The sequence below is a fragment of the Marinobacter salsuginis genome (assembly GCF_009617755.1).
Taxonomy (GTDB): domain Bacteria; phylum Pseudomonadota; class Gammaproteobacteria; order Pseudomonadales; family Oleiphilaceae; genus Marinobacter; species Marinobacter salsuginis.
In genome coordinates this window covers 2,213,894-2,229,140 of the sequence record NZ_BGZH01000001.1, presented here as the reverse complement: position 1 = coordinate 2,229,140, position 15,247 = coordinate 2,213,894, and the positions used below count along the sequence as shown (strand labels likewise).

General features: G+C 59.1%; 13 protein-coding genes. 8 read left to right on the top strand and 5 right to left on the bottom strand.

The features are described from left to right. The first annotated feature begins 77 nt into the window (after positions 1–77). Together GJU83_RS10100 and GJU83_RS10095 are read left to right on the top strand one after the other, a co-directional pair. Positions 78–596, top strand: a complete 519-nt coding sequence (locus GJU83_RS10100) for an Hcp family type VI secretion system effector (RefSeq protein ID WP_008176957.1) — start codon at positions 78–80, stop codon at positions 594–596. A gap of 97 nt (positions 597–693) precedes the next feature. Continuing rightward, entirely contained in the window at positions 694–1,152 is a 459-nt protein-coding gene (locus tag GJU83_RS10095; protein WP_228715170.1) for a hypothetical protein, read from the top strand. A gap of 56 nt (positions 1,153–1,208) precedes the next feature. Here GJU83_RS10095 and brnA read toward each other — a convergent pair whose 3' ends face one another. Genes brnA through GJU83_RS10080 form a run of 3 tightly spaced genes read right to left on the bottom strand, consistent with a single transcriptional unit; the run spans position 1,209 to position 2,391 of the window. Beyond that, positions 1,209–1,454 (bottom strand): type II toxin-antitoxin system BrnA family antitoxin, encoded by a 246-nt coding sequence (brnA, locus tag GJU83_RS10090; RefSeq protein WP_136630415.1) that lies wholly within the window; start codon positions 1,452–1,454, stop codon positions 1,209–1,211. Then, positions 1,444–1,707, bottom strand: a complete 264-nt coding sequence (locus tag GJU83_RS10085) for a BrnT family toxin (protein WP_069182562.1) — start codon at positions 1,705–1,707, stop codon at positions 1,444–1,446. The genes brnA and GJU83_RS10085 overlap by 11 nt, the downstream gene beginning before the upstream one ends. 42 nt (positions 1,708–1,749) lie before the next feature. Then, positions 1,750–2,391 carry a type IV toxin-antitoxin system AbiEi family antitoxin domain-containing protein gene (locus tag GJU83_RS10080; RefSeq protein ID WP_228715169.1) on the bottom strand — a complete coding sequence of 214 codons (642 nt, stop codon included), beginning with the start codon at positions 2,389–2,391 and terminating at the stop codon, positions 1,750–1,752. A 251-nt stretch (positions 2,392–2,642) separates the two neighbouring features. On the opposite strand from GJU83_RS10080, the gene GJU83_RS10075 reads away from it, so the two are divergent. Then, positions 2,643–3,308: a hypothetical protein gene (locus GJU83_RS10075; RefSeq protein WP_153634437.1), complete on the top strand. Its 666-nt coding sequence runs from the start codon at positions 2,643–2,645 to the stop codon at positions 3,306–3,308. Here the strand turns inward: GJU83_RS10075 and GJU83_RS10070 are convergent. Further along, the gene (locus tag GJU83_RS10070; protein WP_228715168.1) at positions 3,292–5,937 is read right to left on the bottom strand and encodes a nitrate reductase; all 2,646 of its coding nucleotides are present in this window, start codon (positions 5,935–5,937) and stop codon (positions 3,292–3,294) included. The two genes, GJU83_RS10075 and GJU83_RS10070, sit on opposite strands and share 17 nt — an antisense overlap. A 503-nt stretch (positions 5,938–6,440) precedes the next feature. Between GJU83_RS10070 and GJU83_RS10065 the strand changes: the two genes are divergently transcribed. From GJU83_RS10065 to GJU83_RS10055, 3 genes are read left to right on the top strand one after another with little or no spacing between them, the layout of a single operon-like run. Next, positions 6,441–7,823: a CmpA/NrtA family ABC transporter substrate-binding protein gene (locus GJU83_RS10065; protein ID WP_153634230.1), complete on the top strand. Its 1,383-nt coding sequence runs from the start codon at positions 6,441–6,443 to the stop codon at positions 7,821–7,823. 25 nt (positions 7,824–7,848) lie between these two features. After that, positions 7,849–8,856, top strand: coding sequence for an ABC transporter permease (locus GJU83_RS10060; protein WP_153634229.1), 1,008 nt, complete (start codon positions 7,849–7,851; stop codon positions 8,854–8,856). 21 nt (positions 8,857–8,877) lie between these two features. Further along, the gene (locus GJU83_RS10055) at positions 8,878–9,744 is read left to right on the top strand and encodes an ABC transporter ATP-binding protein (RefSeq protein ID WP_153634228.1); all 867 of its coding nucleotides are present in this window, start codon (positions 8,878–8,880) and stop codon (positions 9,742–9,744) included. Positions 9,745–9,754: 10 nt separating this feature from the next. Here GJU83_RS10055 and GJU83_RS10050 read toward each other — a convergent pair whose 3' ends face one another. After that, positions 9,755–11,050: a nitrate- and nitrite sensing domain-containing protein gene (locus GJU83_RS10050; protein ID WP_153634227.1), complete on the bottom strand. Its 1,296-nt coding sequence runs from the start codon at positions 11,048–11,050 to the stop codon at positions 9,755–9,757. 387 nt (positions 11,051–11,437) lie between these two features. Between GJU83_RS10050 and GJU83_RS10045 the strand changes: the two genes are divergently transcribed. Both GJU83_RS10045 and nirB read left to right on the top strand, forming a co-directional pair. Further along, the gene (locus tag GJU83_RS10045; protein ID WP_167516394.1) at positions 11,438–12,670 is read left to right on the top strand and encodes an NAD(P)/FAD-dependent oxidoreductase; all 1,233 of its coding nucleotides are present in this window, start codon (positions 11,438–11,440) and stop codon (positions 12,668–12,670) included. A gap of 35 nt (positions 12,671–12,705) precedes the next feature. After that, positions 12,706–15,219: a nitrite reductase large subunit NirB gene (gene nirB / locus GJU83_RS10040; protein ID WP_153634226.1), complete on the top strand. Its 2,514-nt coding sequence runs from the start codon at positions 12,706–12,708 to the stop codon at positions 15,217–15,219. The last annotated feature ends 28 nt before the right edge of the window (positions 15,220–15,247 follow it).

The following is a 15,247-nucleotide window of genomic DNA, read 5'->3' as shown; positions in this document are numbered from 1 at the left end:
GCACAGGCTTTGTAATGAAAGTCCGCGTCCAGGGAACACCCGGGGACACTATTCATTCACAAGTCATGGAGCAGACTATGCCAACTCCTTGTTATATCAGCATCGAAGGCCAGACCCAGGGCAACATCACCGCCGGCGCATTCACGTCCGATTCTGTCGGTAACATCTACGTGGAAGGCCACGAAGACGAAGTGCTGGTGCAGGAATTCAGCCACGTTGTTACCGTTCCGACCGATCCCCAGTCAGGTCAGCCATCCGGCCAGCGCGTGCACAAGCCGTTCAAGTTCACCTCCGCCCTGAACAAGGCCACCCCGCTGATGTATAACGCCCTGGCCTCCGGCGAGATGCTGCCCAAGGTCGAGCTGAAGTGGTACCGCACTTCCGTTGAGGGCAAGCAGGAGCACTTCTTCTCCACCATCCTCGAAGATGCCACCATCATCGACATCAACTGCAACATGCCCCACTGCCAGGATGCCGGCAACGCCGACTTCACCCAGCTGGTGACTGTTTCCCTGTCCTACCGCAAGGTAACCTGGGAGCACGCGGTTGCCGGCACTTCCGGTGCTGATGACTGGCGTTCGCCAATCGAGGCGTAAGTGTATTCGCAGTGAACGGAATAGGTGCTCCGGAGACCAGAGGGTCCTCGGAGCACCAGCTTTGGAGCTTCAAGGAACGAAGAGCAGGGACGGCCCTATGAACTGCTTTGGCATCGAGTCAAAGAAAGCGCTCATCGCTTGCGGGATTTTTTGGATCAGCCTGATCTCGGGTTGTGCTTCTCTTTATCAACAAGCCATCGAGTTCCGCATTTCGAACGGTATTGCGTTCGAGTTCAATAGCGGACAATTTGATACTGTCGATATCCAACCTTCTGAAACGCAGATTTGGCGCGGCTCGGAATTAGTGGGCTCCGTAGCGACGATGGAAACCAACGCCGACTTTTCAACGGCAGTAGAGGAGGTCAGACAGGGTTATAAGGAAGCACAAAAATCCTCTGGTGACGTGACGGAACTGAATTTGGGCGAAGGAGTCTATGGGTTCTCTGCAACTGTAAACGGCTACACCACTGCGTTTATCGCCACGTCGAGCCCCCGTCATCATGGATTACGATTAGCACCGATGATGACGTTTTCTACGAAGTTTTATCCACACTGACGGTTCACGAGAGGCACCAATAATATTTGCCGCTAGTTAACACCACTGGCATTGTCTTAATTGAGCGGCTTATTAGCCGCCTCAGCCTGTAAACGCTCCACCAGCCAGACCTTGATAATCGATTGGCGGGTAACGCCAATACGTGCTGCCTCACGGTCCAGAGACTCCACGACCCAGGCCGGAAAATCAACATTGATTCGCTTTTGTTCCTGATTCACCCGCCTTGCAGAAGACAGATCAAGATCCCCGACAATATCTTCCTGGCCCTCATCAAACTTCTTGTCAAAATCTTTAGCTTTCATAAAGCTCAACCTCTTTCTTGCGGGAACGCCTGACCGAAATCAGGCGAGTACGCCCCGCCCGGTAAGTCACAACGGCCGACCAGTGCTTGTCCCCAATCTTGCCAATTAGCAGATATCGGGGCTCATCCACGCACTTTGCCTTTACTTCCAGCAAATACGGGTCTTTCCACAGCTGCTGGGCATCCACGAAATCAATACCGTGCTTGTCCAGGTTGGCCTGGCTTTTGGTTCCGTCAAATTCAAACACGTCCATGAGTATAAAATATTCCTTTTTTACTCAATCGACAAGAGACTACTACAAGACCTTGGCCGGCATCTCTCGTTTGGCTTCCAGATAGGGCGCCATCACATTGGCGACCCGGCAGATTCTGGCGTATTCCATTAGTCTACCCGGTAGGAAGGTTTTACAGGTGCGATAAAGCTCCAGGGCCTCCAGCACAACATCTATGCCGATGCGATTGCGGAACTTGAAACAGTCCGCCAGGGTTTTCTCAGGGTTGTAGACGTTGAGGACGATGCCATCCACGTCCACACGGTCAATGCCTGCACTGAAAGCCCGCCCGGAGAACCGGTATCCTGCCACCGGCGGATAGTCCAGCACCGGCAGGCGGGCATCCCGTTCCACAGCCAGATGTATCTGGTGAGGAATCTGGGTGGTGATGCCGTGCCAGTCCAGCGCGGAAATCAGGCAAAGTACAGAATGGGAGAAACGGGTGGCGGCGGCCATCAGGTCCGGATTTTCGATCTGGGGCAGATCCGCCAGCCGGTAGAGGCCACGGCTGACGGGCTCAATCAGACCCTCGTCCCGGAGCAGATAGAACTGGTAACGACTATAGCCGCGAGCCAGCGCCTCGCTCAGGCGGAGCTGGCCGCCATGCTGTCGGAACAGGCTTTGGAGTTCTGACCTCGAAGATCGGGCGGAGTCGGAGCCAGACAAATCGTCACCACTTATTTATATATGGTGACAGTTTGTCTGAATGGCATATGTCATTCAAGTATCGGCTTAGCTTGACCTTTCCCAAGGTCGATAATCAGTGCCACCGCATAATATTGCCGAGCTAGACCATAGCAAACCGCAAATTCGAACGTTAAGCTTGTCTGTTCATAAGCATCCGTGAAGTAGCCAGGTACCCGAGTTTGCAGAAAACGCCCCTACCAACCCAGACCGCCATCAGCCTTGGTGAGCTCATGTGCTCCGTCACCCGGGACTGGCTCTGGCAACCGGCGGAGCACTGGGTCCGGGAACGCAATCCGGGCAGCGTCCTGCATTGCCGGGTTGGGTCAGGCCAAGCCACCTACCACCGTTACGATTCTCGCGATCGACAGCATGTGATCACCTACGGTGCCCGAATGATTGCCGCCAAGCACCAGCCGGAGACGGCCAGCGGCTGGCTGTCGGGTCGGGAGATCCGGAAACGTGGGTACTTTGGTGGGGAACTGAGCACCCTGAATCTGCTGGCGCACACCTGCTGCCATGAGTTTGCGCATCTCCTGCAGCAAAGTGCCGGTCAGCGGTATCGGGGATCGGTGCACAACCGCCATTTCTACACCATTCTTGATGAGCTGCACGAGAGCGGGGCTGCGCAAACTACCCGTAAGGCCCTGGCAGAAAGGGCAAGGGAACAGGGCCTGACGCTACCGGATACGCCGTTCGAACCTGTGGACACAAGGCAACAGATGGCCCACTGGCAGGTGGGAGATACCGTACGATTCGGTACCGGCCGGCGGGAACTGCACGGGCAGATTATCCGGGTCAATCGCAAGACCTGTACCGTGGACGGTATCGGGCACTCAAAAGGAGTTCGTTACAGGGTCCCCGTGCAGATGTTGAGCCCGCTTACACCGCCTCGGTAGCCGAATCGAGGAGGCTCCGGATCTCTGGCACACAGGAACCGCAGTTGGTGCCACACTGAAGCTCCCGCCCCAGAGCATCAACGCTGTTGGCTCCCCGCCCGATTGCCCGCTGAATCTGTCGGTCCCCGACCTGGAAACAGCTGCAAACCAGGTTGCCTGCATCATCCCCATCCACGGCCTTTGCCGCCAGCAGGCCACGCCTACTCGCCTCGTCAAGCTCTGGCTGGCTAAAGCAGCTGACCAGCCAGTCCACCGATGGCAGAGCGTCCGGGTCACGATCCACCATGAGCACAGCCTCCAACTGGCCATTGCGCAAGCGCGCGGCCCGGAAGCGGCCTTCGCGGACATCCTCCATCACCAGCTGCGGCTGGCCGCCGAGCCAGTCCGGCACAGCACTTTCCCAATCCATGCTGCACTGCCCGGCAACGAACCAGCTATCGCAATCGGGCAGGACCTGTTTGGCCCAGTAGTCTGCCTTCCAGCGTTTCGGACGATCCCGTCGCACCAGCAAACGTCCATGCCAGCGGGCAGGCCAGTGGGTAAGGGTGGCACGACCGTGCTTGGCCTCCGGTTGCCCGGATATCGGGTCCACCAGGCTGTCAGTAAGCGCTGTAGCCAGACCCTGCCCGGTAAACTGATCGTTCCAGTGGATTGGTACAAACACCTCGCCACGTCGCTGCTCCGGCGCACTGCGGACCCGGCCGACAAAGTGCCCATGGGCACTGTTCAGTGTCGCCAATGCCCCGGGCGTGAGGGAAAGCGCCCGAATATCCTCGGGATGTACTTCAATGAACGGTTCGGGGCGGTGGGCCAGCAACCGGCTGGACCGGGCTGTCCGGGTCATGGTGTGCCACTGGTCCCGGATACGGCCCGTATTCACGATCAACGGAAACGCTTCACCTGGATTTCCGGCCGGTAATCGAGAGGCAATCGGGATCAGGCGGGCTCGACCGGTGGCGGTAGCAAACCGACCGTCAGTGAACAGTCGCCTGGAATCGGAGGTTGGCCCGGTAACCGGCCACTGCACAGGCTCCATGGCCTCGTATTGTTCGTCGGTCAGATCCGCCAACCCGGATATATTGAAAAAACGTTGACCGTCGTTCTCGAACCCCGACAACCGGGCATGTTCCCGGAAAATGTCCGCAGGACGCTCATAGTCAAACCCTGCCTGGTGTCCCAGGGCGCGGGCCACCGCACTGACGATCCACCAGTCCGGCCGGGCCTCTCCGGGCAACGGCAGAAAGCGCCGTTGACGGGAAATGCAGCGTTCGGAGTTGGTAACCGTGCCGTCTTTCTCACCCCAACCAGCCGCCGGCAACAGGATATCTGCATGGCTGGCGGTGTCCGTATTCCTGACGCAGTCAGACACAATGACAGTGGGGCACAGGTCCAGGGCCCGCCGGATACGATGGGTCTCGGGCAAACTGACCGCAGGGTTGGTGGCCATGATCCACAACACCTTGATGTCACCCCGCTCAACCGCATCGAACAAGTCGACGGCTTTCATGCCCGGCCCATCCGCGACCGCCTGCGTCTCCCAGAACCGGGCCACGCGGTCCCGTGCACCCGGACTGTCGTAGTCCATATGGGCGGCAAGGGTATTGGCCAGCCCGCCAACTTCCCGGCCTCCCATGGCATTGGGTTGGCCGGTCAGGGAAAAGGGGCTGGCGCCTGGTTTGCCCACCCGGCCTGTAGCCAGATGGCAATTGATAATGGCGTTGCCTTTATCCGTGCCGGCTGAAGACTGGTTGATGCCCTGGGAGAACGCCGTCACCGTGCGCTGCTCTTCTGCGAACCATCGGTAGAAGGTGATGACATCTTCGACCGGCAGTTCACAGACCCTGGACACCGCATCGGGCGAGGGGGCCGCAGATCTGGCAGCGCTGAGGCTGGCGTCAAATCCCTCGCAGTGGTGCGCGAGGTAACCTTGATCGAGAGCGTGGTGATCCGCCAGCCAGACCAGCAGACCATTGAACAGCACGGTATCTGTCCCAGGACGGAGAGCAAGGTGGAGATCCGCCAGGTCACTGGTCGCTGTCTTGCGCGGATCAATCACCACGACCCGGCGGCCGGGTCGCTTGGAAGCCTGCATTCGTTGATAAAGCACCGGATGCGCCCAGGCGGCATTGCTGCCCGCCAGCACCAACAGGTCGGCCAGCTCCAGGTCTTCATAACAGCCAGGAACCAGATCCCCGCCAAAGGCCCTTTTATGAGCAGCAACGGCAGACGACATACACAGGCGGGAATTGGTATCCACGTTTGGCGTTCGGATAAACCCCTTGGACAGTTTGTTGGCCACGTAATAGTCCTCCGTCAATAACTGACCGGAAAGATAGAAGGCCACTGAACCGGGCCCATGAAGAGCCACGGATTCACGAATCTGCCGGGCCACTTCCGCGACGGCCTCCGGCCAGGTCCTTTCTTGACCATGAACAACGGGCCTCAATAGTCGTCGATCCGGGGTCAGGGTTTCGTGCAATGCGGAGCCCTTCACGCACAGGCGGCCCAGGTTCGCCGGATGAGTCTCGTCCCCACGCGTTGCAGACGGCGCCGCATTCACTCCACAACCCACGCCACAATATGGACAGGTGGTTTTAACCGTCGCCGGTCTCTGGTTGATACCGGTCACAGGATCTCCTCGTGTTTCATAAAAAAAGCCCGCCAATCCGGATGCCTTTAAAGCGCATCTGGGGCGGGCTTCTTTGCCAATGGAATTACGTTGTCGTGAACAGTCTTATTTACGACTGCAATAAAAGGGCCATTCGGATCACGGGGGAAGGTAGCGGATGTCAGATACCGGATAAGGCGGCTCTCAACGATTCCATCCCCCTCATCAACGTAACAGAGGCTCCCGGTCAACCAACAACTCCGGTATCAAAGTGGTGCAAAACCGCTCTCCCACGCACTAAAACCAGACTTGTAACCACAGCCCATTCCCGCCGCTCAGTGAAAACGCCCCTCTAACTCACTGATTTAAGGTGCTACTCCGATCTGGCACGCCCCGTGCAAGACCTGAACCAGAGACGCGCGTTACGACTCAACAGAAAACTGATCCCCAGGCACAGGCGCCTGCTTTCCGGCAACGGAGGGCAGGCGTTCTTGCGTTTGGGCCACACAGAATGAGGTATATCCATGTCCACAGTTACACGACAAACCACCCGCTGGCTGACTCGAATTCTGCTAACAGCCACTTTCTGGACCGTCAGCACGGTGACTCAGGCGGAGATTGGTCCAGCCGAGAAGCCGGACCTCAAGCTCGGTTTTATCAAACTGACCGATATGGCGCCCCTGGCAATTGCCTGGGAACAGGGCTTCTTTATGGACGAAGGCCTTTTCGTGGAACTTGAAGCGCAGGCGAACTGGAAGGTGCTGCTGGACCGGGTCATCACCGGAGAACTGGATGGCGCCCATATGCTCGCTGGCCAGCCTCTTGGCGCCTCCATCGGCTACGGCACCCGGGCCGATATCATCACGGCCTTCAGCATGGACCTGAACGGCAATGGCATTACGGTTTCAAACGATGTCTGGGACACCATGAGCCAGCACATCCCCGACAATGCCGACGGCAGGCCCAAACATCCCATTAGCGCCAGCGCGCTGCGGCCGGTCGTGGAAGCAGCCCGGGATCGGGGCGAACGGTTCCGGATGGGCATGGTGTTTCCCGTGTCCACCCATAATTACGAGCTTCGCTACTGGCTGGCGGCCGGTGGCCTGAATCCCGGCTACTACGCGCCCCAACGAGGCGACACCAGCGGCACCCTGGAAGCCGACGTGCATCTGTCCGTAACTCCGCCGCCGCAGATGCCCGCCACCATGGAGGCGGGCACCATCCAGGGCTACTGCGTGGGTGAGCCCTGGAACCAGCAAGCGGTTTTCATGGGCATCGGCGTGCCGGTGATCACCGATTACGAAATCTGGCCGAATAACCCGGAAAAGGTCTTTGGGGTTACCCGGCAGTGGGCCGAAGACTATCCCAACACCCACCTGCGACTTTTGCGCGCCATGATTCGGGCCGCACATTGGCTCGATGAGAACAACAATGCCAACCGGGAAGAGGCCGTAAAAATCCTGGCCCGGCCCAGCTACGTGGGTGCCGATGAGGCGGTGATCGCCAACTCCATGACCGGCACCTTCGAGTATGAAAAAGGCGACATTCGCGAGGTTCCGGACTTCAATGTCTTCTTCCGGTATCACGCCACCTACCCCTATCCGTCCGATGCCATCTGGTACCTCACCCAGATGCGCCGTTGGGGCCAGATACCCGAGGCCAAGCCAGACGACTGGTATATGGAAACCGCAGCCCGGGTTTACCGGGCGGACATCTACGAGCAGGCGGCCCGTTCACTCATTGCAGACGGCACCTTGGAGGCATCGGACTTCCCGGATTTCGAGACCGAAAACTTCCAGCGCCCGCACCAGGGCGAGCTGATTGACGGTGTCGCCTTCACCCCCCGGACACCAAACGCCTATATCGACAGTTTCGACATCGGCCTGAAAGGTTCGCAAACCCCGTAAGCGGGTTAGCAAGGAGATTTTAACCATGACTACGATCACTTCGGCCAGAAACACACCCCAGCCGCCGCGCTGGCTGGGCCAGAGACTCAAGTCCATCGGTGCATCGCTGACACCCGCTCAGCTCGCCACTAAAGGGCGCCAGATGCTGCTGCCATTGATAGGGATCCTGGTGTTTATCGGTTTCTGGCACATGGCCGCACCACAGGTGGATACCTCCCTGGGAAGTTTTCCGGGCCCCGGACAGGTCTGGGAACAAGCGGGACAGCTCTGGCAGGAGCACGCCAACCAGCGCGAACGGGCCGACAAGTTCATTGCCATGCAGGAAGAGCGGAACGCCCGCATTCTGGCAGACAATCCAGAGGCTGAGGTCAGGATCCGAAGCTACCCGGGCGCACCAACTTTCCCCGATCAGATCATAACCAGCCTGATCACGGTTTTGGCCGGATTCATCGTGGCCACTGCCATCGCAGTGCCCCTGGGCATCGTGGTGGGGCTGAACCGCCACTTCCAGGCGGCGGTCAACCCGCTGATCCAGGTGTTCAAACCGGTTTCGCCGCTGGCCTGGCTGCCACTGGTGACCATGGTGGTCTCGGCGACCTATGTGAGCGATGACCCGATGTTCGAGAAGTCCTTCCTGACCTCCATGATCACGGTCACCCTGTGCAGCCTGTGGCCCACGCTGATCAATACCAGCGTTGGTGTGGCTGCGGTCAATCCGGACCTGCTGAACGTGTCCCGAGTTCTGCGACTGTCCTTTTGGACCCATGTCCGCAAGGTGGTGTTGCCGTCTTCAGTACCGATGATTTTCACCGGTCTGCGTGTATCACTTGGCATCGCCTGGATGGTGCTGATCGCGGCCGAGATGCTGGCCCAGAGTCCCGGGTTGGGCAAGTTCGTCTGGGATGAATTCCAGAACGGCAGCAGCCAGTCCCTGAGTCGGATTATGGTGGCGGTCCTGGCCATCGGTTTTATCGGGTTTGTGCTGGACCGGGTGATGCTCCTGATTCAACGCAAGGTTGCGTGGAACGAATAAATATCTGGATAGGAGAGTGACATGAGCAAAACACATTTGGAGCTGACCGGCGTCGAAATGGCGTTCGATACACCCAAGGGGGCATTTATCGCCCTGGATAACATCAATCTGAAAATCCGGAAAGGCGAATTCGTATCCCTGATTGGCCACTCCGGTTGTGGTAAATCCACGGTGCTGAACATTGTCGCCGGACTGCTTCAGGCCACCAAGGGCGGCTGTGTACTGGATGGCCATGAAGTGAATTCGCCCGGGCCGGAACGGGCAGTGGTGTTTCAGAACCATGCGCTGATGCCCTGGCTGACGGTGTACGAGAACGTTGAGCTGGCAGTGCAGCAGGTGTTTCGGAAAACCATGGGCAAGCAGGAGCGGCGTGACTGGATTCATCACAATCTGGAACTGGTGAACATGGCCCACGCGGCAGACAAGCGACCGGGTGAGGTATCCGGTGGCATGGCCCAGCGGGTGGGCATTGCCAGAGCCCTGGCCATGAAACCCAGTGTTCTGTTGATGGACGAGCCGTTCGGCGCGCTGGATGCTCTGACGCGGGCCCACCTGCAGGACTCACTGATGGAGATTCAGCAGGAGTTGAACAACACCGTCATCATGATCACCCACGACGTGGACGAGGCGGTATTGCTGTCAGACCGGATTATCATGATGACCAACGGGCCCGAGGCTACCGTGGGCGAGGATCTCTACATTGATCTGCCCCGGCCGCGCAACCGGGTGACTCTGGCGGACAACCCGGAGTACGTTCATTACCGGCAGGAGGTACTGCGTTTCCTTTACGAGAAACAGCGCAAGCTGGAACACATCTCTTCACGCCGTCCGGAAAGGCCGGAAGCCTCCGACGACAAACAACCGAAGGCCCGCGCTGCCAGAGCCTAGGACTGTTCCATCACTTCAGCACGTCAGCCATGGATACCAAGGCCCGGGCTACCTCGGGCAATTTCCGGCCCTGGTCCATGGCGAGTTTTCGCAATACCCGGTGAGCTTCGTCGTTGCTGATCCTGCGATGCTCCATCAGCAGCAGCACCGCTTTTTCCTGGGTTTTGCGGTCTTCCAGCGCTTCTCTGGCACTTTGCAGCTCATCGGTCATCTGTTGGAGTCGCCGGGTCTGCTCCTGAACCAGGTCGAAGATGGAACGGCCAAACTGCTGGCCGATACCATCGCTGGCCCAGGATTCGCCGGCCTGTTGGTCGTTTCCGGAATCGCACAGCACCAACATGGGTTGGGACGACGGTTCCTGGGCGCCCAGGGAGGCAACCAGGGTTTCCTGGTGGGCCAGCGAGTTTCTGGCGTCGGCAAAACGCTCGGTGCAGCGGGCGTGAAAACAGCCCTCTACGGAATCCTCTATCGTTTTGAGCTCATCCATCCGCTCAGACATGAGCCTGAACCATTCATCGGCCAGTGCCGGATCCAGATCTTTATAACGACCTATGGCAGTGCCTCGCTGACGAAGCCTTTCAATCTCCGCCTCACGAGGGTTTTCGCGCAGTTTTTCCCACAGATCCAGGGAACCGTCATCGGCAAAGCTGTTAAACACCTCAAAACAGCGCTCTTGCGCCTCAATCAGGTGCGCCATGCGCTCTGACAGTGCACGATCAAACCGGCCACTGGAAAACCCCGCCGAACCGACAGCCCGCTCCTGCCCACAAAACTCTTTGCCGTTCATCAGATGTACCATGGCTACCAGAAGCCCGGCTATGGTGGGGTCAACGGCGGTATCCGCAGCCTCAAATACCACCGCAATCAGGTTGTGGATCAGGGTGCTGTAATCCTCGGTGGCAGAGGCCGCCGTGACTTTCCGGGCAACCACACACCGCCGAAGTTCCGGCAGCCCCTCAAGGCCGTGAAGGGCACTCGCAAGCTGGTTAAGTAGGCGACTACTGACTGGATGCGCCGTCAGCTCCTCGTGAATCTCGGCAAGGGCCTGCTCGAACTCCGAGCGTAGCCGATCCGACGTCGCGACCAGGTGTTTCCGCTCCTGGGCAAATTTTTCGCCGGAAGAACCAAGAAACACGTTAGAGGCACCCCGCTCGCACTGCAGTGCATGTACCAGATTGCTGATGCACTGCACCAGTTTGCCCATCTGCAGGAAGTACTGGAGATTCATCAACTCGCAGCTTTTCGAGGCAATCAGGTAATCACCTGCCGAGGGCGAATTAGGGGCAGGGGCGCGCTTGGTGTTCATGACAGACTCCGGAGGCAGACAGCCTCAATTACGACAATCGAGTTCAGGCCGGTTGTCCTTGTAACCAGCCTCATACCCCCTGCTCAGCAATTACCGCGCCACCGCATCTGGCCCAAAACCGTGCAATCCGCCCCTTCGCAGGGCAGCTTTCGCCTTATCACAGTGCCCGGAGCAAACCCGTAAAAATCTAACCAACTGATTTTAAAGGTTTCCAAGAACTGGCACGAAGATCGCTTTGCAAGAAGCAAGGACGAACGTCCCGGCCAAGGATCAGGCCGGACCATCAGATCATTGTTGTTGGCATTGGCGCCGGACCATCGATTTCCCTTCTGGGAATAGATGCTCCGGCTTTTTTTGTTTGGTCGGAAAAGTACAGGTTCGAGCGAAATGACAGGACACACTGAATCGACACTGGTGATTTGCGGGCACGGCATGGTTTCACAACGCCTGCTGGAAGCTCTCTGCCGTGAGCGAGTCAGACCGTTTGCCCGCATCATCGTGTTCAATGGCGAGGCATCCGCTGCCTACAACCGGATACAACTCTCAGGACTGCTTGCCGGTGAAACCGACGAAGCCGCTCTGACGTTACAGCAGGACAAGTGGTTTCGGGACAACGGCATTGAGGTGTGCACTGGCGAACCGGTGGTCTCCATCAATCGTGAAAATAAGACGGTGACCACCACAACCGGTCGGGTTCAGCGCTACACCCACCTGGTGCTTGCGACCGGTTCGCGTCCCGCGAAACCGGGGCTGCCGGGCCAGGATCTCCCTGGCGTGATGACCTTTCGGGATCTGGACGACGCCAGAACCCTGATCGATGCTGCTCGCAAGCACCGCCGAGCAGTGGTGATTGGCGGCGGTTTCCTGGGCCTGGAGGCAGCTGAGGGGCTGCGCCAACGCGGTATGGCCGTCACTCTCCTGCACCGCAGCAGTCATCTCCTGAACCGCCAACTCGACGAGATCGGCGGCCAACTCCTCCAACAACACATGGAAGAACGCGGCGTGAGTGTTCGCACCGCGGTTGCTCCCAAAGCCCTGCTTGGACGATCCATGGTCAGAGCGGTGCAACTGGACGACGAAACCCTGATCAGCACCGATCTGGTTCTCTTCGCCACTGGCATCACGCCGTCTGCAGAGCTTGCCCGGTCTGCGAGCCTGGAATGCGATCGCGGCATCCTAGTGGACGGACAACTACGTACCAGCGACCCGGCAATCTCTGCACTGGGCGAGTGCTGCCAGTTGGGAGACATCACCTTCGGGCTGGTGGAACCCGGATACCAGCAGGCCGAGGTGCTTGCAGGCGTGCTCAGCGGAAACACTCCAGACGCCAAGTATCGGCCGGTGGATACACCAACCCGCCTGAAAATCAGCGGCGTTCCCATTTTTTCCTGCGGCCAGATCAGCCCCGATGGAGAAACCGAATCGGTGGTCTGGCAGGACCACGAACAGAGTCACTATTGCCGACTACTCATCCGCAACCAGCGCCTCACCGGCGCGGTGTTGCTTGGTGATACCCGGGACGGACCCTGGTACAGCCAGCGCATCCTGCAACAGGACGATATTTCCCGGTACCGGGACTTCATAGCATTCGGCAAGAACTACTGCGAAGCAGCGGCATGAGCCTTCAGCCAGCTGCCCCGAAAGAGGACAGACCCATGAGCAAGAAAACCCTGATCGTCGTCGGCAATGGCATGGTCGGCCATCACTTCCTGGAGCAGTTCTGCGCCAGTCCGGCGGCCGACGACTACGAAATCATCGTGTTTGGCGAGGAGAAACAGCTGGCCTATGACCGGGTTCATCTGTCGGAGTATTTCGGTGGTTCCACCCACGCCGATCTCGCGATGGGCACATTGGAGTGGTACACCGAGCAAGGCATTCAACTGCATCTTAACGAGCAGGTGACCGGCATTGACCGGGAAAATCGCACACTTGAAACGCCCCGGAGCAGCTACCGGTACCACGAACTGGTGCTGGCCACCGGCTCCTATCCGTTCGTGCCGCCGATTGAGGGCAATGACCGGCCCCACTGCCTGGTGTACCGCACCCTTGATGACCTGGATGCCATTCGCGCCAGCTCCGAAGGTGCCCGTACCGGTGTGGTCGTCGGCGGTGGCCTGCTGGGGCTGGAAGCAGCCAACGCGCTCAAGAGCCTGGGACTGGCAGCCCACGTGGTGGAGTTTGCCCCCCGGCTGATGCCGGTTCAGCTTGATGCCGACGGCGGCGCCCTGCTGCGTCACAAAATCGAGGAACTGGGCGTTCAGGTGCACACAGAGAAGGCAACCACTGCCATTGTCGAGGGCAAGGACGCTCGCCTTCGCATGAACTTCAGCGACGAGTCCTTCCTGGAAACAGACCTTATCGTGTTCTCGGCCGGCATTCGTCCCCAGGATGCGCTGGCCCGGGCCAGTGGCCTGGAGATCGGCGAGCGCGGCGGCATCGTGATCAACAATCACTGCACCACTTCCGATCCCCATGTGCACGCCATTGGGGAGTGCGCGCTCTGGGAACAAAAGATTTTCGGCCTGGTTGCGCCCGGATACACCATGGCCCGCACCCTGTCCGCTGCGCTGAACGGTGATCGCGAGACGGCCTTCACAGGTGCCGACATGAGCACCAAACTGAAGTTGCTGGGCGTGGACGTGGGTTCCATTGGCGACGCCCATGCCCAGACCCCGGGCGCTCGCAACATCCGCTTCAACGATGAGCAGGCCGGTCATTATCGCCGCATGGTGATCAGTGAAGACGGTAAAACCCTGTTGGGCGCCATTCTGGTAGGCGACAACAGCCACTACGACACCCTTTTACAATACGCCCTTAACGGCATCACGCTGCCGGAGAATCCGGAAACCCTGATCCTGCCGGAAAGCCAGGGCGGGGCACCAGCCCTGGGCCCCGACGCCCTGCCGGAGACTGCCTCCATCTGTTCCTGTCACAACGTCACCAAGGGCGATATCTGTGGCGCCATCGACGCCGGCTGCTCAGACCTTGGCAGCGTCAAGTCCGAGACCAAGGCCAGTACCGGCTGCGGCGGCTGTACGGCGCTCCTGAAGAACGTGGTGGACAGCGAGCTGGAAAAACGTGGCGTGGAGGTCAGCAAGGATCTTTGCGAGCACTTCCCGTACAGCCGCCAGGAGCTGTTCCACATTGTGAAGGTGAATGGCATTCGCACCTTCCGCACCCTGATCAGCCAGCATGGCAAGGGCCACGGCTGCGACATCTGCAAGCCGGCGGTGGCCTCGATCCTCGCCACCTGCTGGAACGAGCACATCCTGGCCACGGATCACGTGCCGCTGCAGGACACCAACGACACCTTCATGGCCAATATGCAGAAGAACGGCACCTACTCGATTGTGCCGCGCATCCCGGGTGGTGAGATCACGCCGGACAAACTCATCGTGCTGGGTGAAGTGGCCAAGGAATACGACCTGTACACCAAGATCACCGGCGGCCAGCGGGTGGACCTGTTTGGCGCCACCCTGAGCCAGTTGCCGGAGATCTGGGAAAAGCTGATCGCCGCCGGCTTCGAGACCGGCCACGCCTACGGCAAGTCACTTCGTACCGTGAAATCCTGCGTCGGCAGCACCTGGTGCCGCTACGGCGTGCAGGACAGCGTGGGCATGGCGATTCGCCTGGAGGACCGCTACAAGGGCCTGCGGGCGCCCCACAAGGTGAAGATGGCGGTGTCCGGCTGCACCCGGGAATGCGCCGAAGCCCAGAGCAAGGACTTTGGCGTGATTGCGACGGAAAACGGCTGGAACCTGTACGTCTGCGGCAACGGCGGCATGCGGCCCCGCCACGCCGACCTGTTTGCCACGGATCTGTCGGACGAGGAATTGATCCGCACCATTGATCGGGTGGTGATGTTCTACGTGCGCACCGCCGACAGGCTGCAGCGCACCAGCGTCTGGATGGAGAACCTTGAAGGCGGCCTGGAGTACCTGAAGCAGGTGGTGCTGGAGGACAGCCTGGGGATTGGTGCGGAGCTGGAGGAGCACATGGAGGGGATTGTCGGTACCTACCAGTGTGAGTGGAAGACGGCCGTCGAGGATCCGGAAAAGCGGAAGCGGTTCCGGGAGTTTGTTAATGCGCCTTCGCAGAGCGATCCGGTGCAGGAGTGGACTGTTGAGCGAGGGCAGCGTCGGCCTGTTTTGGAGACTGAGTCTGCGTAGTCTGCGGGTTTGGCGTTTTGAGCAAGGC